The 23,848-nt window shown below is 64.4% G+C and carries 23 protein-coding genes; 10 read left to right on the top strand and 13 right to left on the bottom strand.

What is annotated here, in order from left to right; all coding sequences use genetic code 11:
• Positions 1-11: 11 nt before the first annotated feature.
• Entirely contained in the window at positions 12-878 is an 867-nt protein-coding gene (locus DLM46_RS31605; protein ID WP_115107407.1) for an amino acid ABC transporter ATP-binding protein, read from the top strand.
• 56 nt (positions 879-934) lie between these two features.
• Complete coding sequence (hutC, locus tag DLM46_RS31610; RefSeq protein WP_115107410.1) at positions 935-1,738, top strand: histidine utilization repressor; 804 nt, start codon at positions 935-937, stop codon at positions 1,736-1,738.
• Positions 1,739-1,774: 36 nt separating this feature from the next.
• Here hutC (DLM46_RS31610) and hutC (DLM46_RS31615) read toward each other — a convergent pair whose 3' ends face one another.
• The 9 genes from hutC (DLM46_RS31615) to DLM46_RS31655 all read right to left on the bottom strand — a co-directional run bounded on the left by hutC (DLM46_RS31615) (position 1,775) and on the right by DLM46_RS31655 (position 10,333).
• Positions 1,775-2,458 carry a histidine utilization repressor gene (hutC, locus tag DLM46_RS31615; RefSeq protein ID WP_115107412.1) on the bottom strand — a complete coding sequence of 228 codons (684 nt, stop codon included), beginning with the start codon at positions 2,456-2,458 and terminating at the stop codon, positions 1,775-1,777.
• A gap of 205 nt (positions 2,459-2,663) precedes the next feature.
• Positions 2,664-4,301, bottom strand: coding sequence for an HAL/PAL/TAL family ammonia-lyase (locus tag DLM46_RS31620; RefSeq protein ID WP_115107415.1), 1,638 nt, complete (start codon positions 4,299-4,301; stop codon positions 2,664-2,666).
• Positions 4,302-4,324: 23 nt separating this feature from the next.
• A complete protein-coding gene (locus DLM46_RS31625) occupies positions 4,325-5,116 on the bottom strand; it encodes an ABC transporter ATP-binding protein (RefSeq protein ID WP_115107521.1) in 792 nt (263 codons plus the stop codon).
• Positions 5,117-5,150: 34 nt separating this feature from the next.
• Positions 5,151-5,906 carry an ABC transporter permease gene (locus DLM46_RS31630; RefSeq protein ID WP_115107418.1) on the bottom strand — a complete coding sequence of 252 codons (756 nt, stop codon included), beginning with the start codon at positions 5,904-5,906 and terminating at the stop codon, positions 5,151-5,153.
• Between the two features lie 15 nt (positions 5,907-5,921).
• Entirely contained in the window at positions 5,922-6,644 is a 723-nt protein-coding gene (locus tag DLM46_RS31635; RefSeq protein WP_115107420.1) for an ABC transporter permease, read from the bottom strand.
• Positions 6,645-6,735: 91 nt separating this feature from the next.
• Positions 6,736-7,560, bottom strand: a complete 825-nt coding sequence (locus tag DLM46_RS31640; protein ID WP_115107422.1) for a transporter substrate-binding domain-containing protein — start codon at positions 7,558-7,560, stop codon at positions 6,736-6,738.
• 328 nt (positions 7,561-7,888) lie between these two features.
• Positions 7,889-8,569: a methyltransferase family protein gene (locus DLM46_RS31645; RefSeq protein WP_115107425.1), complete on the bottom strand. Its 681-nt coding sequence runs from the start codon at positions 8,567-8,569 to the stop codon at positions 7,889-7,891.
• A gap of 4 nt (positions 8,570-8,573) precedes the next feature.
• Positions 8,574-9,428 carry an arylamine N-acetyltransferase family protein gene (locus tag DLM46_RS31650; protein ID WP_115107427.1) on the bottom strand — a complete coding sequence of 285 codons (855 nt, stop codon included), beginning with the start codon at positions 9,426-9,428 and terminating at the stop codon, positions 8,574-8,576.
• A gap of 221 nt (positions 9,429-9,649) precedes the next feature.
• Complete coding sequence (locus DLM46_RS31655; RefSeq protein ID WP_115107428.1) at positions 9,650-10,333, bottom strand: hypothetical protein; 684 nt, start codon at positions 10,331-10,333, stop codon at positions 9,650-9,652.
• Between the two features lie 335 nt (positions 10,334-10,668).
• Between DLM46_RS31655 and DLM46_RS31660 the strand changes: the two genes are divergently transcribed.
• From DLM46_RS31660 to DLM46_RS31685, 6 genes are all read left to right on the top strand, one after another.
• The gene (locus tag DLM46_RS31660; RefSeq protein ID WP_115107431.1) at positions 10,669-12,192 is read left to right on the top strand and encodes a carbohydrate porin; all 1,524 of its coding nucleotides are present in this window, start codon (positions 10,669-10,671) and stop codon (positions 12,190-12,192) included.
• Positions 12,193-12,315: 123 nt separating this feature from the next.
• Complete coding sequence (locus tag DLM46_RS31665) at positions 12,316-13,479, top strand: NHL repeat-containing protein (protein WP_115107433.1); 1,164 nt, start codon at positions 12,316-12,318, stop codon at positions 13,477-13,479.
• A gap of 124 nt (positions 13,480-13,603) precedes the next feature.
• On the top strand, positions 13,604-14,896 hold the full coding sequence (gene efeB / locus DLM46_RS31670; protein WP_115107435.1) for an iron uptake transporter deferrochelatase/peroxidase subunit: 1,293 nt from the start codon (positions 13,604-13,606) through the stop codon (positions 14,894-14,896).
• 62 nt (positions 14,897-14,958) lie between these two features.
• On the top strand, positions 14,959-15,990 hold the full coding sequence (locus DLM46_RS31675; protein ID WP_115107437.1) for an iron ABC transporter substrate-binding protein: 1,032 nt from the start codon (positions 14,959-14,961) through the stop codon (positions 15,988-15,990).
• Entirely contained in the window at positions 15,991-17,595 is a 1,605-nt protein-coding gene (locus DLM46_RS31680) for an ABC transporter permease (protein ID WP_115107439.1), read from the top strand.
• 39 nt (positions 17,596-17,634) lie between these two features.
• Positions 17,635-18,693, top strand: coding sequence for an ABC transporter ATP-binding protein (locus tag DLM46_RS31685; protein WP_115107441.1), 1,059 nt, complete (start codon positions 17,635-17,637; stop codon positions 18,691-18,693).
• Between the two features lie 47 nt (positions 18,694-18,740).
• Here the strand turns inward: DLM46_RS31685 and DLM46_RS31690 are convergent, their stop codons facing one another.
• Positions 18,741-19,637 carry a LysR substrate-binding domain-containing protein gene (locus DLM46_RS31690; RefSeq protein ID WP_115107442.1) on the bottom strand — a complete coding sequence of 299 codons (897 nt, stop codon included), beginning with the start codon at positions 19,635-19,637 and terminating at the stop codon, positions 18,741-18,743.
• 101 nt (positions 19,638-19,738) lie between these two features.
• On the opposite strand from DLM46_RS31690, the gene DLM46_RS31695 reads away from it, so the two are divergent.
• Complete coding sequence (locus DLM46_RS31695) at positions 19,739-20,659, top strand: DMT family transporter (protein WP_115107444.1); 921 nt, start codon at positions 19,739-19,741, stop codon at positions 20,657-20,659.
• Positions 20,660-20,764: 105 nt separating this feature from the next.
• On the opposite strand, the gene DLM46_RS31700 is transcribed toward DLM46_RS31695, so the two are convergent.
• The 3 genes from DLM46_RS31700 to DLM46_RS31710 form a co-directional block, all read right to left on the bottom strand.
• The gene (locus DLM46_RS31700; RefSeq protein ID WP_115107446.1) at positions 20,765-21,016 is read right to left on the bottom strand and encodes a Txe/YoeB family addiction module toxin; all 252 of its coding nucleotides are present in this window, start codon (positions 21,014-21,016) and stop codon (positions 20,765-20,767) included.
• Positions 21,017-21,026: 10 nt separating this feature from the next.
• A complete protein-coding gene (locus DLM46_RS31705; RefSeq protein ID WP_115107448.1) occupies positions 21,027-21,320 on the bottom strand; it encodes a type II toxin-antitoxin system Phd/YefM family antitoxin in 294 nt (97 codons plus the stop codon).
• 264 nt (positions 21,321-21,584) lie between these two features.
• Complete coding sequence (locus tag DLM46_RS31710) at positions 21,585-22,883, bottom strand: MFS transporter (protein ID WP_208866360.1); 1,299 nt, start codon at positions 22,881-22,883, stop codon at positions 21,585-21,587.
• A gap of 190 nt (positions 22,884-23,073) precedes the next feature.
• Here DLM46_RS31710 and DLM46_RS31715 point away from each other — a divergent pair, with 190 nt between their 5' ends.
• Positions 23,074-23,847, top strand: a complete 774-nt coding sequence (locus tag DLM46_RS31715; RefSeq protein ID WP_115107453.1) for a GntR family transcriptional regulator — start codon at positions 23,074-23,076, stop codon at positions 23,845-23,847.
• Position 23,848 lies beyond the last annotated feature (1 nt).

Consider the following 23,848-nt stretch of genomic DNA (forward strand, 5'->3'; position numbering starts at 1 on the left):
CGGACCACTCTATGAACGCCATCGCCGACATGCCCTCCTCCGCGTCCGCCGCCGCCGATACGCCGCCCGACGCGCCGCTGATCGAAGTGCGCGACTTGCGCAAACGCTTCGGCGAAGTCGAAGTGCTGCGCGGCGTGGATCTCGAGATCGCGCGCTCCGAAGTGGTCTGCATCATCGGACCGTCGGGCTCGGGCAAGAGCACGCTGCTGCGCTGCCTCGCCGCGCTCGAAACCTACGATCAGGGCGACGTGCGCATCGAAGGCGAATTGCTCGGCTATAGCGAGCGCGGCGGCCAGCGCGTCCGGGCTTCGCAGGGCGAAATCAATCGCGTGCGGCGCAACGTCGGCATGGTGTTTCAGCAGTTCAATCTATGGCCGCATATGACGGCGCTCGGCAATGTGATGGAAGCGTTGCTGCGCGTGCGTCATCTATCGCGCGACGAAGCACGGCGCCGCGCCAATACGATGCTGGAAACGGTCGGCCTCGCGCACAAGGGCGATGCGTACCCGTCGAAGCTCTCGGGTGGCCAGCAGCAGCGCGTCGCGATTGCACGCGCGCTGGCCATGGAGCCGCACATCATGCTGTTCGACGAGCCGACCTCGGCGCTCGATCCCGAACTGGTCGGCGAAGTGCTGCAAGTGATGAAGCAACTCGCGCGCGACGGCATGACGATGGCGGTGGTCACGCACGAAATGGGTTTTGCCGCGCAAGTCGCCGACAAGGTCATGTTCATCGACCAGGGCCGCATCGCTGTACAGGGCAAACCGCGCGAAGTCTTTCACGAGGCCGGCCAGCCGCGCTTGCGGCAATTCCTGCAAAACTATTTCGACCGCAACGCCTTCTGGGCGCGCGGTCCCGACGACGCGCAGCCGCTATGAGCGCGTACCCGTCTCCGCCGGCCTCGCGGCACGGACTTTAAGCGCGAGGGCTGCCGATGTCCGCTACTGTGCGCAGCAAAGCTCACGACAAGCCGCTTGCCGCCGCGGCGATGAAAACCGCGCGCGCGAGCGCCGAGGCGCCAGCCGCGCGCTATGAACAGGTCAAGAGCCACATCCGCCAGATCATCGACTCGGGCGCGCGGCAAGCGGGCGACCGTCTGCCCTCCGAACTGGACCTCGTGGCAACGCTGGGCGTGTCGCGCATGACGGTCAATCGCGCGCTGCGCGAACTCACCGATGAAGGCCTTGTCACGCGCGTGTCCGGCGTCGGCACGTTCGTCGCGCAATCCAAGCCGCAATCGACGCTGCTGATGATCGCCCATATCGGCGACGAGATTCGCTCGCGCGGCCACGAATACCGCTCTGACACCGTGCTGGCGCAACGCGAAACCGCGCCGGTGACGGTGTCGAACGCGTTAGGCCTCGCGCCCGGCGCTTCCGTATTTCATGTGATCTGCGTGCATCGCGAGAACGGCCTGCCGGTGCAGCTCGAAGACCGCTATGTCAATCCGGCGATCGCGCCGGAGTTCCTGCAGCAGGATTTCGCGGTGATCCGGCCGTCGGAGTATCTGTACGATATCGTACCCGCACACGACGTCGAGCATGTCGTCGACGCGGGTCTGCCGACGCGCGCCGAGGCCGAGTTGCTGGAAATCCGCGCTGAGGAGCCGTGCCTGACGCTGATGCGCCGGACCTGGACGAGCGGCGTCGCGGTGACGTTCGCGCGTTTCGTGCATCCGGGCTCACGCTATCGGCTCGGTTGCCGCTTCTCGCCGGATATCTCGCAGCGGCAAGGCTAACGGCAGCGGCGCGAACGCCGCGCGCGTACACGTTGGCTAAACGTTCCCCGCCAGATGGAAACGCGACGCCGGATGCCACAACTGCACCGAAGTCGCGACCGCGTCGCCTACCCACGTGCGGCGCCATAGCTGCAGGCATGGCTCGCCGATCTCCATCATCAGATGCCGCCGCACGTACGCGTCGGGCTTCTGCGCGTAGATGCGGAACTCCGCGCGCTGGATCGGCGCGAGCCGCACCATGTAGTGATTCGGCGTCTCGACGGTGAAGTCCTGTTGCAGGTACTCCGGAAACACCAGCGGATTCACATAGCGATCCTCGTACTGGATCGGTTCGCCCTCTTCGCTGTGCACGATGCGCGAATGAAACGCCAGGCCCCCGGCGAGACCCAGCGAGTCGAGCGCCTGGGGGTCGTCGCTGGTTTCGAGCATCAGTACGCGCGCCGAATGGCGATGGCCGCGCGCGGCGATCTCGTCAGCGATATTGCGGATTTCCAGCACCGTCGATTCGTAGTGTTGCGGCGCGACGAAGGTGCCGGAACCTTGCACGCGTGTCAGCACGCGTTCGCTGGTCAGCTCGCGCAGCGCGCGCGACACCGTCATGCGCGCGACGCCGAATTCCTTGACCAGTTCCGCTTCGGACGGGATCAGCCCGCCCGGCTTCCAATCCCCTTCGCTGATGCGCTTGAGCACATAGCGCTTGATCTGCTCATAGGCGGGCATCGCCTTGGGTGGTGTGTCCTGACTGCCGTTAAGGCGGTCCTGCGTGTCTGCGGTTTGCGCGTTTGTAATAGTGTTCACGTCGACCTCGTGGGTGGTACGCGGGGGTACACGTTAGGCCGGCTCACCGGCGGATAAGCCTGCTCACCGGCACTGTCTCCGTCATCTCGAGTCCAGCAACTCTACCGCTTGAACCTGCCTGTTCAATTTATACGGCGGCCGCCAAACCGTCGTTGGCCGCGCGGCCTGCGCCGGCGTTCTCCGCAGCGGCACGGCCGGCCACATTCGCCAGATCGGCAACGCCCAGCTGGCGGGCAGCGCTCGTGAGCGCAGGCCGCATCTTACCCGGGTTCGGCAGCGGTGGCGGCGCGTCGTCGGCGATCATGCGAAACGCGATGCTCATGTCGTCGGCGAGCGGCCGGTCGTCGCGATAGGTCGGCACGGCGCTGCGCACGCGTTGCCACAGCGCGTCGGTGTAGGGCGCGCGCGGCGCCTCGATGCTCTGCAGGTCGTAGGCCTGCGCCGCGGCCAGTAATTCGATCGCCACGATGCGCCCGGCGTTGTCGACGATCTCCAGCGCTTTGAGCGCGGCGGGCGTGGCGTGGCACAGGTGATCTTCCTGCAAGCCGGACGTGATGCCGCCGTCGAGGCTCGCGGGCATCGCCAGACGCCGGTTCTGAGCAACCAGCGAAGCCGCCGTGTACTGCGCGATCATGAAGCCCGAGCAGGTGCCGCCCGGCTCCGCGAGAAACGCCGGCAAGCCGCTCACCAGCGGATTGACGAGACGATCCAGACGCCGCTCGGCCATCGCGGCGACCTGGGCGATCGCGGTGGCGAGGCTGTCCATTGCCAGCGCGATCGACGCGCCGACCGCATGCGCCTGCGAATAGACGCGCGGCGCCTCAGGAGTGCCGGCGACGATCGGGTTGTCGGTGATCGACGCGAGTTCGCGGTTGAGCACATCCGCGGTCGCGGCCAGCACGTCGCGCGCGGCGCCGTGCACATGCGGAACGGTCCGCAAGCTCAACGGGTCTTGCGTGCGCTGGCCGACCACCGCGGCGAGAATGCCGCTGTCGGCGAGCGCCGTGCGCATCCGTTCGCCGACCAGGCTCAGGCCGGGCGAGATGCGCAATGCCAGCGAATCGGCATCGAACGCGGCGAGCTGGCCTCGCAGATTCTCGAAGCTCATCGCGGCAACCACGTCGCTCCAGTCGAGCAGGCGCTCGGCGCGCGCCAGCGCCAATGCCGCGAGACCTGTCACGCACGGCGTGCCGTTGACGAGGCTCAAGCCTTCCTTGGCGCCGAGCACCAGCGGTTCGAGCCCGAGCATCCGCAACGCGTCGCGCCCTTTGAGCCGTTCGCCCCGATAGCGCACATAGCCTTCGCCGATGCAGACCAGCGCGATATGCGCCATATGGCTCAGGTACCCGACCGAGCCGAACGCCGGCACTTCAGGCAGGCAACCGGCATTGAGCAGCGCGACGAGCTGATCCGCGACTTCGAGGCGAATCCCCGAATGCCCGTGCGCAAAATTGTTGACGGCCGCCGCCATGATCGCGCGCGTCTCGGCGACACCGAGCGGCGCGCCGACGCCGACTGCATGGCTCATCAGAATGTTGCGCGACAACGTGTGCTGCTCGGACGGCGACACGATCACGTCGCACAACGCGCCAACGCCGGTATTCACGCCATACGCGCGAATCCCGCGCTCGACGATCTGTTCGACGAGCACCCGCGCCGCCGCGATGCGCGCGCGGGCCTCGGCGGAAAGTTCGAGCGGCTCGCCGGCGGCAACGGCCGCCACCTGAGCCCAGTCGAGAGGACGATTGGAACGGATTACGGCCATGATATTGCCCGTCACGTGGTGAGTTAGTTGGTGGTGCGGTCGTGGTGGCTCGACACGAATTGCCTGAAGCGCTCGGATTTGCACTCGACGAACACTTCATCGGGCGTTCCGTCTGCTTCAACCTGGCCTTGATGCAGGAACAACACGCGATTCGACACGTGGCGCGCGAAGCCCATTTCGTGCGTGACGACCAGCATCGTGCGGCCCTCTTCGGCGAGCGAACGCATCACGCGCAGCACTTCGCCGACCAGTTCGGGATCGAGTGCCGAGGTCGGCTCGTCGAACAGCATCACCTTCGGATGCATCGCGAGCGCACGCGCGATCGCCACACGCTGCTGCTGGCCGCCCGACAGATGCGCGGGATAGTGGCCGCGCTTTTCCGCGAGGCCCACTTTCGCGAGCAGCGCTTCGGCTTCTTCCACCGCTTCGGCGCGGCTGCGCTTTTGCACGCGCATCGGCCCTTCGATCAGGTTCTCCAGCACCGTCATATGCGACCACAGGTTGAAGTTCTGGAACACCATGCCGAGTTGCGAGCGCACCCGGTCCACCTGGCGGCGGTCGCTCGGCTGCAGCTTGCCGTCGCCGCGGCGCTTCATTTTCAGCTCTTCGCCGGCCAGCGCGACCGAGCCGTCATCGGGCGTTTCGAGCAGATTCAGGCAGCGCAGAAACGTGCTCTTGCCCGAGCCGCTCGCGCCGAGAATCGAGATCACATCGCCTTGATGGGCGTCGAGCGAAATGCCTTTGAGCACGTGATGGTCGCCGAACGACTTATGAATGTTCTTGACCGACAGTGCAACGGGTGCCGTAGCGTTCATGGGATTCTCCAGATTCATCCAGTTGGGCGGCCGTTCAGGGCGCGGCGCGACGTGCTTCGGTAGTGGCGGAAACCGGGCGGCTCGGCGCGGCCTGCGTGGGCGCCGCGCGCAGATGGCGAGACAGACGCGTTTCGAGCAGGCCGAGCAAACGCACGATGACGAAATTCAGGAACAGATAGATCAGCGCGGCGCAGATGAACACTTCAGTCGTGCGATACGTTTGCTGAATGATCTGTTGCGCGACGCCGGTCACTTCCCACACGGTGACCAGACTCGCGAGCGCGGTCGATTTGACGAGCAGTACCGCTTCTGTCGAATAGGCGGGCAGACATTGGCGCAGTGCGATCGGGCCGATCACGCGGCGCAGCAGCGCGAAACCCGACAGGCCGATCGAATAACCCGCTTCGATCTGGCCGACCGGCACCGCCATCAAGCCGCCGCGGATGATTTCAGCGGTATATCCGGCCGTGCACAGCGCCAGCGATAAAACCGCGCACATGTACGGCTCGCGCAGCACCGGCCACAGGAAGCTCTCGCGAATCACGCCGAACTGCCCCATCCCGTAGTACACGAGGAACATCTGGATCAGAAGCGGCGAGCCGCGGAAAACGAGAATATAGGCGCGCGCAAAACGGTTCGGCAACCAGTGCGGCGACACGCGCATCGTGACGATCACGAGCGAGAGCAAGCCGCCGAGAATCAACGAACAGAAGAACAGTCCGAGCGTGGTCGGCACGGCCGCAAGCAGTTGCCGCAGCGTGTCGAGCAGGAAATCGAAGTCGAAAGTCATGATGTCCGCGGTTCGTCAGTTGCGCGCGAAGTTGCGCTTGAAGGACCGGCCCGCGCGTGCTTCAGCGTGGTTGAAGACCCGGTTCGAGATGCTGGTCATCAGCAGATACAGCGCGCCGCCCACCACGAAGAACGTGAAGTACTGGTGCGTGGACCCCGCCGCAACCTGGCTCGCGCGCAGCAATTCGGCCAGACCGGTGACGGAGATCAGCGCCGAGTCTTTCAGGCTCAGCTGCCACACGTTGCCGATGCCGGGCAGCGCGAAGCGCAGCACTTGCGGAATCAGGATGCGACGCGCCATCGTCAGCGTCGGCATGCCGATCGAGCGCGCCGCTTCGAGTTCGCCGCGCGATACCGCGAGCACCGCGGCGCGGTACACCTCGGCCTGATACGCGCCGGAAATCATGCCGACCGCGAGCGCGCCGATCACGAACGGCGGCACGCCGACAAAACCCTCGGCGCCGAACCATTGGCCGACGGTCGTCACGAGCGTCGAGCCGCCGAAGTAGAACAGATAGATGACGAGCAGTTCAGGCACGCCGCGAAACACGGTGGTGTACAGATCGCCGACGACGCGCAGCGTGCGAAAGCGCGACAGCTTGGCCGCCGCGATGAGCGCGCCGAATATGGCGCCGACGGCGAGCGCCGCCAGCGTCAGCGCGACCGTCATCAACGCTGCCAGCAGCAGCACGCCGCCCCAGCCTGCCGGCCCGAAACCGAGCATCTCTATCAGAGCCATTCCCTACCCCTCATCCATTACGACGGATCGAACCGGCCGGCAGGCGCGGCGTGACAGCGCGCCTGCCGTGACCTCTATGCGCGACGGCGAATCAAGGCGTGACGTCGGTCTTGAACCACTTGCTGGAGAGTTTCTTGACCGTGCCGTCGGCGAGCGCGGCGCTGATCGCCGTGTCGAACTTCGCTTTCAGATCGGCGTCCTGCTTGCGGAACGCAAGGCCTTCGCCCGGGCCCCAGATCGGGCCGCCGATCTTCGGACCGGCCATCACGATCGACGCGGTTTCTTTCTTGTCGATACTGGCGGCGTAGTAGGTCACGTCGTCGAACGAGGCGTCGATGCGGCCGTTTGCCAGGTCCAGATCGCGCTCAGGCGAAGTCTTGTAGACGCGGATCGTGGCGACGTCCTTGAAGCCGTCGTTGATGAACTTGGTGTAGACCGTGCCCGACTGGATGCCGATGGTCTTGCCCTTCAGCTGCTTGCGCAAAGCGTCGACGGTGGGCTGATCGGTTTTCGGATCGCCCGTCAGCTTGACGACGCCGGCGGTAGGCACAGCCTTCGGCAGCACTTTCGCGTCGGTCACGGCGAAGGTCGCGGGCGTGGCCGCATACGGCTTCGAGAACGCGATGATCTTTTCGCGCTCGGGCGTGATCGAGATCGCGTCCATCAGCACGTCGAACTTGCCGGCTTGCAGACCGGGGATCATGCCGTCCCAGTCTTGCGCAACGAGGTTGCACTTCAACTGGATGCGCTCGCACAGATTGGCGACCAGCTCGGGCTCGAAGCCGCCGAGCTTGCCGCCCGGCAAGGTCAGGTTCCACGGCGCGTAGCCGCCTTCCAGTGCGATCGTCACCGTCTTCCAGTCTTTCGCCTGCACCGGTGCCGCGAAAATGGCCGCGGCGCCGAGGACGGCGCCCATCAATGCTTTTGCTAACGTCGTGCGCTTGAACTTCACGTCGAAACTCCTTTGATTGAGGAAACCACCAAGACGGATTTTTTACCTGCCGCTTAATTTGTATAGACAAGTCTGCATGAGTCAAAAAATCGTCGCAAGTGGAATTGCGGAAATTTCCTCAAATCATCGGGTAAGCCCCTAGTCATCCCCACGGGATGGGGCTTTTAAGGGAGTTTTGAAAGGATGGAGGCCATGCACCCGCTCGCAGCTTCGTGCATCAGCGCAGTGCACTTTGTCTAGACAGGTTGGTGCAAACCGGCCGGATGCGTGTCGCGATCGCGCATCCGCGCGCCTACCAGACGAACGGTATGAAGCGGTAGCGCACGCGTGCGATGTAGTCGGCGTAGCCATCGAGTTGCGCGGCGAGCAGGCGCTCTTCGCGCACGGCGCGCCAGCCCATCGCGATCACCATGACCGGCACGCAAGTGAAACCCCACCACGAACCCAGCAAAAAAGGCGTGCCGATGAAGAACAGCAGCGCGGCGGCGTACATCGGGTGACGGACATACGCGTAAGGGCCGGTGTCGGCGACTTTGTGACCGCGGCTTGCCTGGATTTTCACGACCGGCGCGGCATAGCTGTTCGCCTGGAACACGAAGCGGCACATGAAGATGCAGAGGAACACGCAAAGCGAACCGAAGCTTACCAGCGGCACCGGCAACGGCGCCGACCAGTGGAAACGCATGGCGTCGAGTGCCATCAGGATCAGCCAGCCGCACCATACCAGCATGACGCCGACCAGGAAGAAGCGGTCCCAGCGGCTTTGCTGCTTCTGCACGAGCGGCGCCAGACGCTCGGCGAGCAAGCCGGGATCGTGACGCGCGAGCCAGAATCCGATCCACAAGCTCAGCACGCCGATCTCGATCAGATACCACCAGGCGGCCGGCCACGCGAACGTGCCCGCCGCGCCGAACAACAACATGCCCATGCCGGCCAGCGAGATCAACGTCTGGAAGACGAGGCGCTTGATCATCGTGTCAGGCGACCGCCGCCGAGGACTTGCGCACCCTGGCGAAGATGTCGGCGATATCGATGTCGCCCGTGTTCAGGCGGAACTGATCGCGCAGGCAGGCGGCCAGTTCGGCCGCGCTTGTGAGTTGCCGCGCGCTGATGATCTGGCCGTTAGCGGCACGCTCATTCAATTGATCGTTGAGCAGCGCCAGTCGCGATTGCGCCAATACGCGGCACACGATCAGGTTGCCGGCGAAGATCGAATCCGGCGAGGTCGAGGTGTACCAGTTCGAGGTTTCATAGTCGATCCACTCCACGGGATGCAGATCGAAGCGGTAGATGCGCGACCAGGTTTCGTCGCCTGCTTGCACTTCGAGGTAGAGCGCGCCGTGCGACGCGTCGGCCAGACGAAAGACGCCTAGCTGAGTCTGCTGCGCGGTGCCCGGGGTCAGGCGCAAGGGCGCTGTCAGCGTGACGCTGCCGAAGCCGACGTCGGCGATCCACGGTTCGTTGTTGTTCTTGTCTTTGTCGATGTCGACGCGCAGAACCATGTGCGTGCGAGGCGGTATTGCGTCAGGTTCGCGGCCCCATAGCACCCGGCCTAGCAGTGGCGTGACCTTGAAGCCTAACTGCTTCAGCACGCTTGCGAACAGCGCGTTTTGTTCGAAGCAGTAGCCGCCGCGGTTCTGGATGATCAGCTTTTGCTCTATTGAAGAGAGGTCCAGGTTGACCGGTCTGCGAGTCAAGGGATTCAGATTTTCGAAGGGAATCGATCTCGGGTGGAGCTTGTGAAGTTCTCGCAGCACGTCCAGCGTCGGCGCGCGCGACCCTGTGTAGCCTATGCGGGTGAAGTAGGTGTCCAGATTTACGGTGTCCGACATCGGAGTCATCCAGTGCGGTTTGGGCGCCCGGCGCTTTCGGTCTTTACGTCGTGGCGCGGTTTGAGATGACGATCATAGCTTCTTTTGTGGTGCTGCCTACGGCCCTGGCATTACCTTGTTTTCGTAGTGGCTTATTGGTGTTGCCCCTATGCGGAGCGGCCCTTCCCCATACCTCTCGCGGGGTCTCGCCTTGCCGGGCGACCCGCGCGGATTGATCTGCGTTACTGCCCACTCCCTAACGCCGCGGTCGCTATCGACGGCACGCTAATACCATGGCTCGATGCAAACTGGACCGCGGAACTCAAGGTCGACATCAGCGACTGCAATTGCCCCGGAGCGGACTGCGCGATATACGACGCGGCCTGCGCTGTCTGCGGATTCATCCCCGCCTGCAATAGCGACGTCGGGTTCATCTGCCCAATACCGCCCAGCCCCGACTGCAAGCTCGAATACTGACTCACGCCCTTGCCCAACGACGCCAAACCATCCGTGAACGCCTGCTTGTTGACCGGCGTCGCGGGGGCCGCACCGCTCGCGCGGTTCGCGAATGTCTGGGTCAGCGTTTGCGCTAGCGACTGCTGCGCGCTGCCCACCTGCGTCAGTTGACTCACCGACGGCGTGCCGCCGCCCAGCAATCCCGCCGCCTGTTGCGCCTGACCCGCCGCGCTGCTCAATCCCATCGCCGAGGCAAGACTCGATTGGCCGCTCAATACCTGCTGGTTCGCGCCGACGTACGTCTGCAGCAACTGCGACATACCACCCGATGACGCCGTCGCCCCAGCATCCGCCGAACTATTGCCGCCGCCTATGCCGAACTGCTTCAGATTCAGTTGCGCGTTCGATACGCCGCTCACCAGCAAACCACCGCTAGCCAGCAACGAAAGCAAAAGGATGCGTTTTTTCATATCTATCTCCTGACATTGGCCTTCCGAGGTACTCGTGCGCTTCGACACCCCTCTTCATCAGGCGTTCGATATGATCGAAACCATACTATTTCATTACGAATTTATTCGATTCCAATTACGCTCAAATACCTTTTAACAGCAGTGCGTAAATATCGTAATTACATCTCAGTAATATTGATGCGAATCGTTCTCATTTGTGTTGACGCACCCATTCCGCATGCGTACGATCTCGCCATCCGCTGCATCCGGCGTCGCGAACCGATGCGGCAAATCGCAGGCACGTTTCATCTAACGCCGCGATGATCAGATTCGATACAACTCAAATAAGGATTTCGATGAAGTTCGCCCAGTCCAACGGATCCGCCGCTCACGCGCGCCCGCTCCGGGATGCCAATCCGCACGGCCGCGCCGCGCGCCGTTCGCGCCTGCCCTCGATGCGCCGCGCCGCTCTTTGCACCTTTTTTGCATGGGCCTCGTTGACAGCGGGCCTGGCCATGGCCGAAGCCAATCCCGATGCCGCACCGGAAGCGCCCGAAGCCGATCTGAATATCCAGGCGACCCAAACGAGTCAGTGGACCGGCTTCTGGAATCGCCCAACGATGCTCGGCGATATGGGCGGTCTGCGTCCCTGGCTCGGTAAATACGGCGTGACCTTCACGCTGACCGAAACCAGCGAACTTCTCGGCAACGTGCGCGGCGGTCTCGATCGCGGCGTCGCCTACGACGGTCTGACGACCGCCACCGTACAGGTCGATACGCAGAAAGCGTTCGGCTTGCCGGGCGGCCAGTTCAACGTCAGCGCGCTGCAAATCCATGGCCGCAATCTGAGCGCGGACAAACTCGGCACGCTGAATACGGCGAGCGGTATCGAAGCGCAGGACACGACCCGTCTGTGGGAGCTGTGGTATCAGCAGTCGTTCCTGAACAAGCGCGTCGACGTCAAGATCGGTCAGCAAAGCATCGACCAGGAATTCATCACCAGCACGTATTCGGCGCTGTTCGTCAATACGATGTTCGGCTGGCCGGCTCTGCCTTCCTACGACATGCCCAACGGCGGTCCGGCTTATCCGCTGTCGGCCCTCGGCGTGCGCGTGCGCGGCCAGATCACGCCTTCGCTGACGGCGCTGGCGGGCGTGTTCGACGGCGATCCGCTCGGCAACGACCAGAACAACAAGAGCGGCACCAACTTCAACCTGCATAACAGCACGCTGTTCATCGGCGAATTGCAGTACGCGATCAACCAGCCGGCCGACGGCGAAATGGTCGGCGCGGGCGGCGGCGGTTTGCCGGGCACCTACAAGATCGGCGTCTGGTACAACAACGGCCGCTTCGCGGATCAGCGCTACGACAACACCGGTTTGTCGCTGGCGGATCCGGCCAGCACCGGCGTCGCCGCGCGACATCACGGCGACTACAGCTTCTACGCCGTGGCCGATCAGATGATCTGGCGTCCGAACCCGGACGAAGCGCGCAGCCTCGGCGTATTCGCCCGTGTGATAGGTGCGCCCGGCGACCGCAACCTGGTGAGCCTCGCGGCCAACCTCGGCATCGTGCTGAAGGCGCCGTTCGCCGGCCGCGACAATGACAGCGCCGGCCTCGCGCTGACCTACATCAAGGTCGGCAGCCACGCGCACGGACTCGATGAGGATAACCTGGCATTCAGCGGCGGCCCGTACGGCGTGCGCACCAGCGAAACGACGCTCGAAGCGACCTACCAGTATCAGGTCAACCCGTGGTGGACGCTGCAAGCCGACGCGCAATACACGTTCAACGCCGGCGCCGGCCAGAATCCGAGCGATCCGACGCAGCCGCTGCGCAACACGTTCGTCGTCGGCGTGCGGACCAACATCACGTTCTGACGCCGTCCGCGCCCGTTATACACATTGCACACATTGCACACGCCAATTCGCACGCTCCCAATCCATCATGCTTTCGAACATGACCGCATTCATCGCTTTGTGCGCAGGCACGGAGGCCCACTCATGAACCATCTCACGCGCCAGTTTTCGCCGCGCGCCGCGCGGGCTCTCGTGCGAACCCTGATCGCCGCTACCGTCACCACCGCCGCCTTCGCGACGGCCGGTGTCGCGCATGCCGAGCCGCAAGGTTTCCTCGAAACCGTCAAGCACCACACCACGCTGATCAACACCGTGCCGGACAACGGCGACCAGAACCCGTACGCGGTCGTGGTCGCGCCGGTCACCGCAGGCACCGTCAAGCAAGGCGACGTGCTGGTCGGCAACTTCAACAACTCGACCAATCTGCAAGGCACCGGCAGCACGATCGTCAACTATCACCCGGACACGAAGCAGATGACGGTGTTCGCCACGGTGCCGCGCGATCTGAAGGAATGCCCGGGCGGCATCGGCCTCTCGACCGCGATGACCATGCTGAAGTCCGGCTACGTGATCGTCGGCAGCACGCCGAGCAACGACGGCACCACCGGCACCAAGGGCGCCGGCTGTCTGATCGTGATCGACCCGCAAGGCAAGGTCGCCTCGACCATCGTCAGTCCGAACATCAACGATCCGTGGGGCAACATGGCGGTCGTCGATAACGGCACCACCGCGACGCTGTTCGTCAGCAACGCCGGCTTCGGCGTGGGCGGCGCGAACGGCAATCCGCCGGTCTTCAAGCAGGCCACCGTGCTGCGTCTCGACCTCGACGTGCCGGCTGGCAAGCCGCCGGTCGTGAAGAAGGAAACCGTGGTGGGCAGCGGCTTCGGCGCGCAAGCGGACAAGGGCGTATTCCTCGTCGGTCCGACCGGCCTCGCGCTGTCGGCCGATCAGAAACTGCTCTACGTGTCCGATGCGATCGGCAACCGCGTCACCGAAATCGACGAGCCGATGACGCGCGATACCAGCGCCGGCGTCGGCCGCCAGCTGACCGCCGACGGCCTGCTGCATCGTCCGCTCGCGATGGTCACCGCGCCCAACGGCCACCTGCTGGTCACGAATGCGCTGAACGGCCAGGTCGTCGAAATCGATCCGGCCAGCGGCAAGCAGCTTTACGCCCGCTGGATCGACACCGACAAGGCGCAATCGCCGCCGGGCAGCGGCGACCTGTTCGGCATCGCGATGACGCCGGAAGGCGACGGCTTTTACTACGTGCAGGACGACGTGAACACGCTGGTGCTGGCGAAGTAAGCGACGCCTTGACGAGACCCAAATACGCGACGCAAACAGGCGATACAACAGGCGATACAACAGGCAACACAAATGAGCAACGCCAACCCGACAATACCCAAGGCCCAATGAAGGCGAAGTAACCATGGCAAACGATCATCCGTCGCGCCCCGCAAGGCGCGGCTTTCTCAAGGCGGGCGGCGCAGCGGTGGCGGCCGGCGCGAGCCTCGGCGCGGGTCTGGGCACCCCCCAGGCTGCGCTCGGCAAGACGCCCGCGCACCATGCCGATCCGCACATGGCGGTCGAGCCGTTTTACGGCGCGCATCAAGGCGGCATCGTCACGCCGCAGCAGAGTCACACCTACGTTGCCGCACTCGATCTGACGACCGACAAGCGCGACGACGTGATCGCCCTGCTGCGCGCGTGGACCGAAGCCGCGGCGCGCCTGACGCCCGGCGGCACCGCCGCACCGCTGCCGCCGGGCGACGACAAACCCGCGCCCGATGCCGGCGATGTGCTCGGTCTCGGCCCATGCGGCCTGACGATCACGTTCGGCTTCGGCCCCGGCCTCTTCACGCACGACGGCAAGGACCGCTACGGCCTCGCCGCGCGCCGCCCTGCCGCGCTCGTCGATCTGCCGCGCTTTAACGGCGACCAGCTGATCACAGAGAAAACCGGCGGCGATCTGTTCATCCAGGCCTGCGCGAACGATCAGCAGGTGGCTTTCCATGCTGTCCGGCAGTTGGCGCGCCTCGGCTACGGCGTCGCGACGATGCGCTGGGGCCAGTCCGGCTTCGTGTCCGGTCCGCGCGGTCAGACGCCGCGCAACCTGATGGGCTTCAAGGACGGCACCAACAATCCGTCGACCGCCAAGCCGCAGTTGATGAACGAGTTCGTCTGGGCCGGCGCCGCCGACGCACCGTGGATGGAAGGCGGCACCTATACGGTGGTGCGCCGGATCCGCATCACGCTCGAACACTGGGACAACACCGAGCTGGGTTTCCAGGAACAGGTGTTCGGCCGCCACAAGTACAGCGGCGCGCCGATCGGCAAGAAGAACGAGTTCGATCCCGTGGATCTCAAGGAAGAGGACAAGGAGGGCAATCCGGTGATTCCGGAGAACTCGCACGTGCGTCTGTCGAATCAGGCGAGCAACAACGGCGCGCAGATTCTGCGCCGCTCGTACTCGTACAACGAAGGCACGAACTTCTACATCGAGCGCTGGCCGCCATGGCGCCAGGAAACCGAGTACGACGCGGGTCTCATCTTCGTCGCCCACCAGAGCGACCCGCGCACCGGCTTCATTCCGATCAACGGCAAGCTCGCGAAATTCGACTTGATGAACCAGTTCACGACGCACGTCGGCAGCGCGGTATTCGCCGTGCCGCCGGGCGCGAAGCCGGGTTCGTATATCGGCGCGGGGCTGTTCGAGACGTAATGCAAGCCGCACAGCAAGCAGAACACCGATCAACTACAACATCATCAATGGACTTTAGGATCATGACTCACTCCTGGTTTGGCACCCGCCTGCGCCTCTTCAGCAGCGCCGCCGCGCTCACACTGGCCGCGCTCGGCACCGCACCGACGGCGGCTCACGCCGCGTCGATCACGCTGTACAACGCGCAGCACGAGCAGGTGGTCAATCTGCTCGCCAAGGACTTCGAAAAGCAATCGGGCATTTCGGTGAAGATCCGCAACGGCGAAGGCCCGGCGATGGCCGCGCAGCTCGTCGCGGAAGGCGCAGCCACGCCCGCCGACGTGTACTTCACGGAAAACTCGCCCGAGCTGACGCTGCTCGAGGAGAAAGGCCTCCTGAACAAGGTGGACGGCTCGACCCTCGCCACGGTGCCGGCGCGTTTCAACTCGCCGACCGGCGTGTGGGTCGGCGTGACCGCGCGTGAAAGCGTGCTGGCCTACAACACGAGCAAGCTGCAAGCATCGCAGCTGCCGCAATCGCTGTTCGACCTGGCCAAGCCGGAATGGAAAGGCAAGGTCGGCATTGCCCCGAGCGACGCCGATTTCCTGCCGCTCGTGAGCGCCGTGCTCGCGTCGAAAGGCGAAGCGCAAACCGTGCAATGGCTGAAGGGCCTGAAAGCCAACGCGCAGATTTTCGACGACGAAGAAGGCGTGGTCGCCGCCGTCAATCGCGGCGGCGTGGCCACCGGCGTGATCAACAACTACTACTGGGACCGTCTGCACGCGGAACTCGGCGACGCGAAGACCCGCAGCGCGATCCATCACTTCGGCAAAGGCGACCTCGGCGCACTGGTGAACGTATCGGGCGCAGCGGTGCTGAAGTCCGCGCACAATACGGACGGCGCACAGAAATTTCTCGCGTATCTGGTCAGCGAACGCGCACAGCAGTTGATGGCGAACAGCCACGTCATGTTCGAATATCCGCTGCACGCCGGCGTGGCACCGGACCCGATCCTCAAACCGTTCGCCGAGCTGAGCCCGCCGTCGCTGACGATCCAGCAACTCGGCGACGACAGCCAGGCCGGCAAGCTGCTGCGCCAGGCAGGTTTGCTGTAAATGAGCGATGCCTTGTCAGCCGGTCCACCGGCTGTCCCCCCCGCCCCGGCGCGCGCCCGTTCGCGCGCGCCGCGCGGCCTGTTCGCGGCAGCAGCACTCAGCGCTTTGCTGGTGTTGCTGCCGATTGCGTTTACCTTCTGGCGGGCGGCGAGCTTCGGCATCGGCGAAGCGGTCGAACTGATCTTCCGGCCGCTGGTCGGTGAACTGCTGGTCAACACGCTGCTGATCGCCGTCTCGACCACACTGGCGTCGGCGGTGATCGGCACGGCGGCCGCATGGTTCGTCGAACGCACGCATTTGCCTGGGCGCCGCGCGTGGGCCGTGCTCAGCGCCGCGCCGCTCGCAATGCCGGCTTTCATCTCCAGCTATGCGTGGGTGTCGTTGAGTCTCGATTTGCAGGACTTCGCGGGCGCGTTGCTGGTGCTGACGTCCGCCTATTTCCCGCTCGTCTATCTGCCGGTGGCCGCCGCGTTGCGCGGCATGGACCCGGCGCTCGAAGAAAGCGCGCGCGCCCTCGGCTGCAACCGCTGGAACACGTTCATCCGCGTGGTGCTGCCGCAATTGCGCCCGGCGCTGCTCGGCGGCATGTTGCTGGTTGCGCTCGGCGTGCTGTCGGAATTCGGCGCGTTCACGCTGCTGCGCTTTCGCACTTTCACGACGCAAATCTACTCGGAATATCGCACCAGTTTCGACGGCGGCGGCGCGTCGCTGCTCGCCTGTCTGCTGATCGTGATCTGCCTCGTCGTGCTGGCGTTCGAGTTCCGCGTACGCGGCGCGGCGCGCTATGAACGCGTCGACCGCGGCACGCGCCGCGCGGTGTTGCGCTACCACCTCGGCGCATGGCGCTGGGTCGTCGCGGCCGGTTTCGCCGCGCTGGCGATCGCGACGCTCGGCGTACCGCTCGGGATGATTGGCTATTGGCTCACGCAGCCGGGCGCTGCCGCCGTCACGCCGGCTGACGTGTCGCCCGAACTGCTGTTCAACGCGACGCTTTCGTCGCTCGGTTTCGGCCTCGCCGCCGCCGCGCTTACCACGCTGCTGGTCGTGCCGCTCGCGTTCCTGCTGGTACGCTATCCGACGCGTTTCGCGATGCTGTTCGAGCGCACGGTATTTCTCGCGCAAGGCATTCCGGGTCTTGTGATCGCACTGGCGATCGTGTCGCTCGCAGTGCACGCGCTGCAACCGCTTTATCAGAGCGCGACGCTGCTGGTGATCGCGTATGCCATGCTGTTCATGCCGGTCGCGCTGGTGAGCGTGCGCGCCGCCTTCATGCAGGCGCAACCGCGCCTCGAAGAGACTGCTCGCGCGCTCGGCCTCAGCTGGTCGCAGACCGTGTTCCGCGTGTTGTTGCCGCTTGCCGGCCCGGGACTCGGCGCGGCGGCGGCGATGGTGTTCATCTCGGTCGTCACCGAACTCAACGCGACGCTGCTGCTGTCGCCCCTCGACACCCACACGCTCGCGACGCAAGTCTGGGCCGACACATCGACGATGGCGTTCGCCGCCGCCGCGCCGTATGCTGCGCTTCTGACCGGCATTTCGCTGTTCGCCTCCGGCCTGCTGTTCGCGCTGCTTGGCAAATCGGCGCTGCTCGGCGAGCGCGGTTGACGCCAACGCTCGGGCCGGGCATTTTTTCATCGGATTTTCATGAGCGAACTTCGTATCCGCGGACTGCAAAAATCGTTCGACGGCCACCCGGTGCTGCACGGCATCGATCTGTCCGTCGAACGCGGCACGCTGCTCGCGCTGCTTGGGCCGTCCGGCAGCGGCAAGACCACCCTGCTGCGCGTGCTGTGCGGCTTCGAACACGCGGACGGCGGCAGCGTCGAAATCGACGGCCGACTCGTGACCGGCAAGAACCTGCATGTGCCGTCCGAACAGCGCCGCATCGGTTATGTACCGCAGGAAGGCGCGCTGTTTCCGCATCTTTCCGTGGCGGACAACATCGTGTTCGGCCTGCCGCGTGCGCAACGCCGCGCGCGGCATCGCGTGGCCGAATTGCTCGAACTGGTGGGCTTGCCGGCGAACTTCGGCGAACGCGCGCCGCAGCAACTGTCCGGCGGCCAGCAGCAGCGAGTCGCGCTGGCCCGGGCGCTCGCGCCGTCGCCCACCCTGGTGATGCTCGACGAGCCGTTCTCGTCGCTCGACGCAGCCTTGCGGCTCGAGACGCGGCAAGCGGTGGCCAGCGCGCTGGCCGCGACCGGTGCGACGGCCGTGCTGGTCACGCACGATCAATCGGAAGCGTTGTCGCTCGGCCATGAAGTCGCCGTGCTGTGGCAAGGCAAGCTGATCCAGAAGGCGACGCCGGAGACGTTGTACCGGCGGCCGGTGACGCGCGAACTGGCCTCGTTTGTCGGCGAAGCGGTGCTGCTGCCGGGTGTGGTCGAACACGATCGCGTGACGTGCGAGCTGGGCGATTTGCCGTTGTGCGCGCCGCTGGGCAATGGCGCCGTCGACGTGATGGTGCGGCCCGAGCAGATCCGTCTGCTGCGCGCGGACGAAACAATCGCGAATGGGACGGCAGCGCATGATGCCGTCGTGCTGGACATCGTCTTCCAGGGGCAGGACGCGGGTGTCGCGCTGCAATTGCAGTCGGCCGCACGGACCGTGGTGCGCGCTCGCGTGCCGGGCTATCTGACGCCGCAGCCGGGCGAGCGTGTCAGGTTCGCCGTCGATGGCGACGTGACGGCCTATCGTCGCGATTGACGGACGCGATTAACGGACGCGATTGAGGGACGCGATTGACGGACGCGTTACGCGGACGCCGCCGCACCCTGAGTGCGCGTCGTGGGCGGACGCAGCGACAAGTCCTGCACCATCTGCGCGGCCAGATAGTCGCACGTGGGCCGATCCGATTTGGCGCTGCGCGCCACCACGATTTCCAGCGGCGCGATTTTCGGCAAACCTTGCGCTTCGCCGAGCATCGCCAGCCGCGACGGCACGCTGCAACGCGTCAGCGCAATCACCGACAATCCCGCATCCACCGTCGCCACGAGACCCATCAGGCTTGCGCTGCTGAACGCGGCCCGATAACGGATCCGCGCGCCGTCGAGTGCGGCCAGCGTATGCTGGCGCGCGACGCAACCCGGCTCGTAGAGTCCCACCGGCAACGGCGACGCCGCCAGCACCGGCGTATCCACCGAAGCCCCCACCCACACCATCGGCTCGCTGCGCACGAATTCGCCGCGCAACTTGCGGTCGCGCGTGACGAAGGCGAGATCGATCCTGTTATCCGCCAGCATCGGCGCAAGCGACGTGCTCTGCGCGCAGACGATCTCGATCTCCACGTGCGGATACAGATTCGAAAAGCGCCGCAATACCGGCGACAGCAACGACGACACGTAGTCGTCAGGTGCGCCGAGCACCACCCGCCCGGTCACCTCGGGCCGCACGATCGCCGACCACGCTTCCTCATGCAAAGCCAGCACTTGCCGCGCGTACTCGAGCAGCGTATTGCCGGGCCGCGTGAGCGCGAGATTGCGCGTATCGCGGGCGAACAGCGTGGTGCCGAGCATGGTTTCGAGCCGCTTGATCTGCATGCTGACCGCCGCCTGCGAGCGATGCACGGTGACCGACGCCTTCGTGAAGCTGCCCGCCTCCACCACCGCAATGAAGGTGCGCAGCAAATCGACGTCGAAATCGGGATGCATGATTTATCAATCCGGCTTATGGGATTTCTCAATTTAATTCGTTTGCCGGTGCCATGCAAGCCGCACGATACTTGAGACTCACTGTCACGGAGCCGCTTCGCATGTCCCTCACCCAACGTCAACAAGGCGCCGTCACGCTGGCCAGTGGCGGGCTGTTGATGGGCACGCTCGGCGTGTTCGTCGAGGAAGCGCGGCTCGACGCGCTCACGCTGGTGTTCTTTCGCTGCCTGTTCGGTTTTCTTGCGCTCGCAGCGTATTGCGCCTGGAAGGGTTTCTTCACGCGTCAGCACTTCACGCGGCGCACCGTCGTGCTGGCGCTGATCTCCGGCCTGCTGATGGTCACGCAGTGGGTCGGTTTCTTCGATGCGATTCATCGCACCAGCATCGCCGTCGCGACCGTGGTGTTTCATGTGCAGCCTTTCTGGGTCGTGCTGATCGGCGCTGCGCTCTTCAACGAACAGCTCGGCATGGACCGGCTCGGCTGGATCGCGACTGCGTTCGTCGGACTCGTGCTCGCGTCGGGCGTCGCGGCCACCGCCAATTTGCAGGGCCACGCGAGCTATCTGATCGGCATCGGCGAAGCGTTGGCGGGCTCGGTGCTGTACGCGGGCGTCACGCTGATCGCCAAAGGGCTCGGCAATTTGCGGCCGCACTTGTTGACGCTCGCGCAATGCTTCGTGGGCGTGGTGTGCCTGCCGTTCATCGCGCCGCTTGGCGCCGTGCACATCGGGCCGATGCAGTGGTTCTGGCTGGTCGGCATGGGCGTGTTGCACACAGGATTGTCGTATGTGCTGATCTACGGCGCGCTGCCCAGGCTGACGACGCCCGTCATCGCCGTGTTGCTGTTCGTGTATCCGCTGACGGCGATCGTGGTCGACGCCGTTGTGTACGGACGGGCGCTGTCGCTGCCGCAACTCGCGGGCATGGCGCTGATCGTGGTGGCGAGTCTGGGTGTCAATCTCGGCTGGCCGCTGCTTTCGATGTGGCGGCCTGGCGGACCGGCGCGGCGTCACGCCGAGTGAGGTTCAGCCACGCTGCTTGCAGGCGGACCGCGCGCGACTGGACTTTCAGGTGCTGCCGGCGTTGAAGGCGTTGAACGAACAACCGGGCGTTGCGCCCGGTTTTTTTTAGTCGTCGTAGTGAAAGCGGCAGGCAATCACATAGACCTTTCCGTCTCTCGGCATATAAACCAGCCGATCCGAGTGCGTGATGCGGCGCGACCAGAATCCGCTTAAGCTGCCGACCAGCGCCTCCGGTTTTCCCGTGCCGCTATAGGGATCGCGCCGGCATTCCTCGAGCAACGCATTGATCTTGCGCAACACCTTCCTGTCGGCGTCCTGCCAATACAGATAATCGTCCCACGCTTCGTCGGTAAACATAAAAACGCTATCAGCCTTTGCGGCCTCCTGGTTTCGGCTTTTCTGTTTGTTCATCGATCAGCAGTTCACGCGCAACCGCACTGCCGGCATTCATTTGGGCAATAGACTTGGCAAGCCGCTGGGCGTTCTTCGACGAACTCAATAGATACAAGGTCTCCTGCATCGCATTGAAATCCTCGAGCGAAACCATGACCACACTCTCGCCGCTCTGCCGGGTTATCAGCATGGGCGTGTGATCGCGGCAAACGTCGTCCATCGCTTGCTTAAAGCCGGCACGCGCCTCGCTATAAGTAAGGACGTTCATTCGTTTTCTCGACCTGAGAGGTTGCCCTCCAGTCGCTCCTGTCAAAAAGTCAGAGATGGTTCCACCGCCAATCGGATTTCTTCTCCCCCAGCGGCAGCCAGATAAGCCGGTGACCCGAATGAAAAATCATTCCGAGCCACGCAATCATTGTACAGACCACCGTACAAGTCAGCAAACCCAAAAATGGCGGAGGAACGCGTCGTCTAACCGACAGAAAGCATGCCCGCTAGCACCCATGCCCGCCACTCGGCCAAACGGCCAACCTCACTGCGGCAACTCCTCCCCCATCGTCTCCGGCGCAAACGGAATCACAAACAGGCCGGCGACAAAGACCAACGCCGTCAACGCCACCGGCACGCCAAGCGTATGCATATGCAGCACGGCCGCGCCGAGCAAAAAATTGACGCCCGCACCGACAAACCGTCCGAACGATGTACAGAACGCGAACGCCGTCGCCCGCACGCGGGTCTCGAACTGCTCCGGCAGCCACAAGCTGAACAGCGCGAAATTACCGCCGAAAAAGCCGAGCACGAAGAGCCACGCGATGAACGGCGCAAGTCCATTGGGCAGATAGAACGCCCAGCCGAAACTGCCGACGATCGACACCGCCATCCCCGTGAAGTAAATCGCCAGCGTCTTCTTGCGGCCGAATCGCTCGGCGAGCAACGGCAAGGTGAGACAGCCGAGAATCGTCGCGATCGATAGCAAGCCGGTGGCAAGCGACGCCGTCCTGATCGCGTCGTTCTTGGCCATGCCGGCGCGCGTCGCTAGCTGAATCACCGCGGACGGTTCATACACCGCGCCCGCCCACAAGCCGATAATCGCAATCGTCAGCAGAATGCACGCAACCCACGTGCGGCGCCGATAAGTCGGCCCGAGAATCTCGTGCAGCGGTTTGGCGCGCCCGGCGCTCGCTTCGGCCTTCTGCCACTTCTCCGACTCTTTCACGCGCAGCAGGATCAGAATCGCGACCACCACCGGTACCGCGCCGGTCAGGAACATCGCGCGCCAGCCGTAATGCACGCCGATCGTGTAGTTGAGCGCGGCGGCCAGAAAAAAGCCCGCGTAGTAGCCCGTTTGCAGATAGCCTGCGCCCATCTTGCGGCGATCTTCCGGCCACGACTCGGCCACATAAGTGCCCGCCAACGCCCACTCGCCGCCAATGCCGACACCGGCAATGAAGCGGTAGATGCCGAGCTCCCACACGTTGTGCGACGTCGCCGCAAGCCCCGTAAAAATGGCGAACGTGAAGATCGTGCCCGCCAGCACCCTGGTGCGCCCAAAGCGGTCGGCGAGCGGGCCCCAGATGAACGACAGCCCCCACCCGACCAGAAACAGCGCGAACAGAATCGAACCGGCAAGGCCGACGTTCGCGGGCGTCGCCGCATAGCCGGAGCGCGGCAGCAGCTCGGTCAGGGCCGGCGTCAGAACGAGCGCGTAGATGAACGAATCCATCCCGTCGAGCGTCCAGCCGGCCCACGCTCCCCAAAAACCTACAATTTGCGAACGATTGAGCGGCGTGCGACGCCGTGCAACCGGCGTGCGGTCGGTCAGTGAATTCATCATGCTCCTCCAGCCCTACAAAGTTGGCGTACTTGGCGTACATATCGGGAACGACGGGATGGCGCGCTTGTGGTGGAGTTGAATTGCCCCGTTGCAACCACGGCGAGGGACATTGCCGGCGGCCCGATGGAAAACATTCCGGGTTTGCCCGCCTGTAAAACGCGTCTTTTTATATATAATATTTGATCTTATGAGCGACGCAACAGATGGTTTTCCCCTGGACGCCCCGGCGCGCACCCCGCTTCTAGCCGCGGCGGCGCCGCGCGAAAGCACGTCCCGCGTTATTGCGGAGGCGCTGCGCGCGGCGATTGTCGACGGCACGCTGGCGCCTGGTGCGCCGCTGCGGCAAGACGCCATTGCGCGGCATTTCTCGGTCAGCGCCATTCCTGTGCGCGAAGCGCTGCGCCAGTTGGAAAGCGAAGGCTGGGCAAAGGCGGCGGTGCATAAAGGCGCCACCGTCGCGCCGTTGTCGGCGGATGAAGCACGCGAAATCTACGAGATCCGGTCCGCGCTGGAGAGCCTCGCCATTGGTCTCGCGATTCCGAATCACACTGCCGCCACGCTGAGCGTATCCGTCGAGCTGTGCCGCGCGGCCGAACGTGAAGCCGATCCGTCGCTGTACGTTGCGCGCAATGCCGCGTTTCACATGAGCCTGTACGCGCCCGCTGCCCGTCCGCAACTCGAGGACATGATCGGCGCCTTGCATCGGCGCGGTGAGCGGTATCTGCGGCTGAAGTTCGGGCTGCCGTCGTACAAGGGCGAATCCGACGAAGAGCACGCCGCCTTGCTCGATGCGGTGCAGCGTCGCGACGTGCCCGCTGCACAAGCGCTGGTCGTCGCGCATCTGCTCGGCACAGGCGACCTGCTCTACCGCTTTCTGACCGAACGCGCGCAGGCGGAAGCCGCGCTAGCGAATCAACCCAAGCCGCGCGGCAGACGCACGCGCACCACCACCGGGAGCTGAA

It is taken from the genome of Paraburkholderia lacunae (assembly GCF_003353175.1).
GTDB lineage: Bacteria > Pseudomonadota > Gammaproteobacteria > Burkholderiales > Burkholderiaceae > Paraburkholderia > Paraburkholderia lacunae.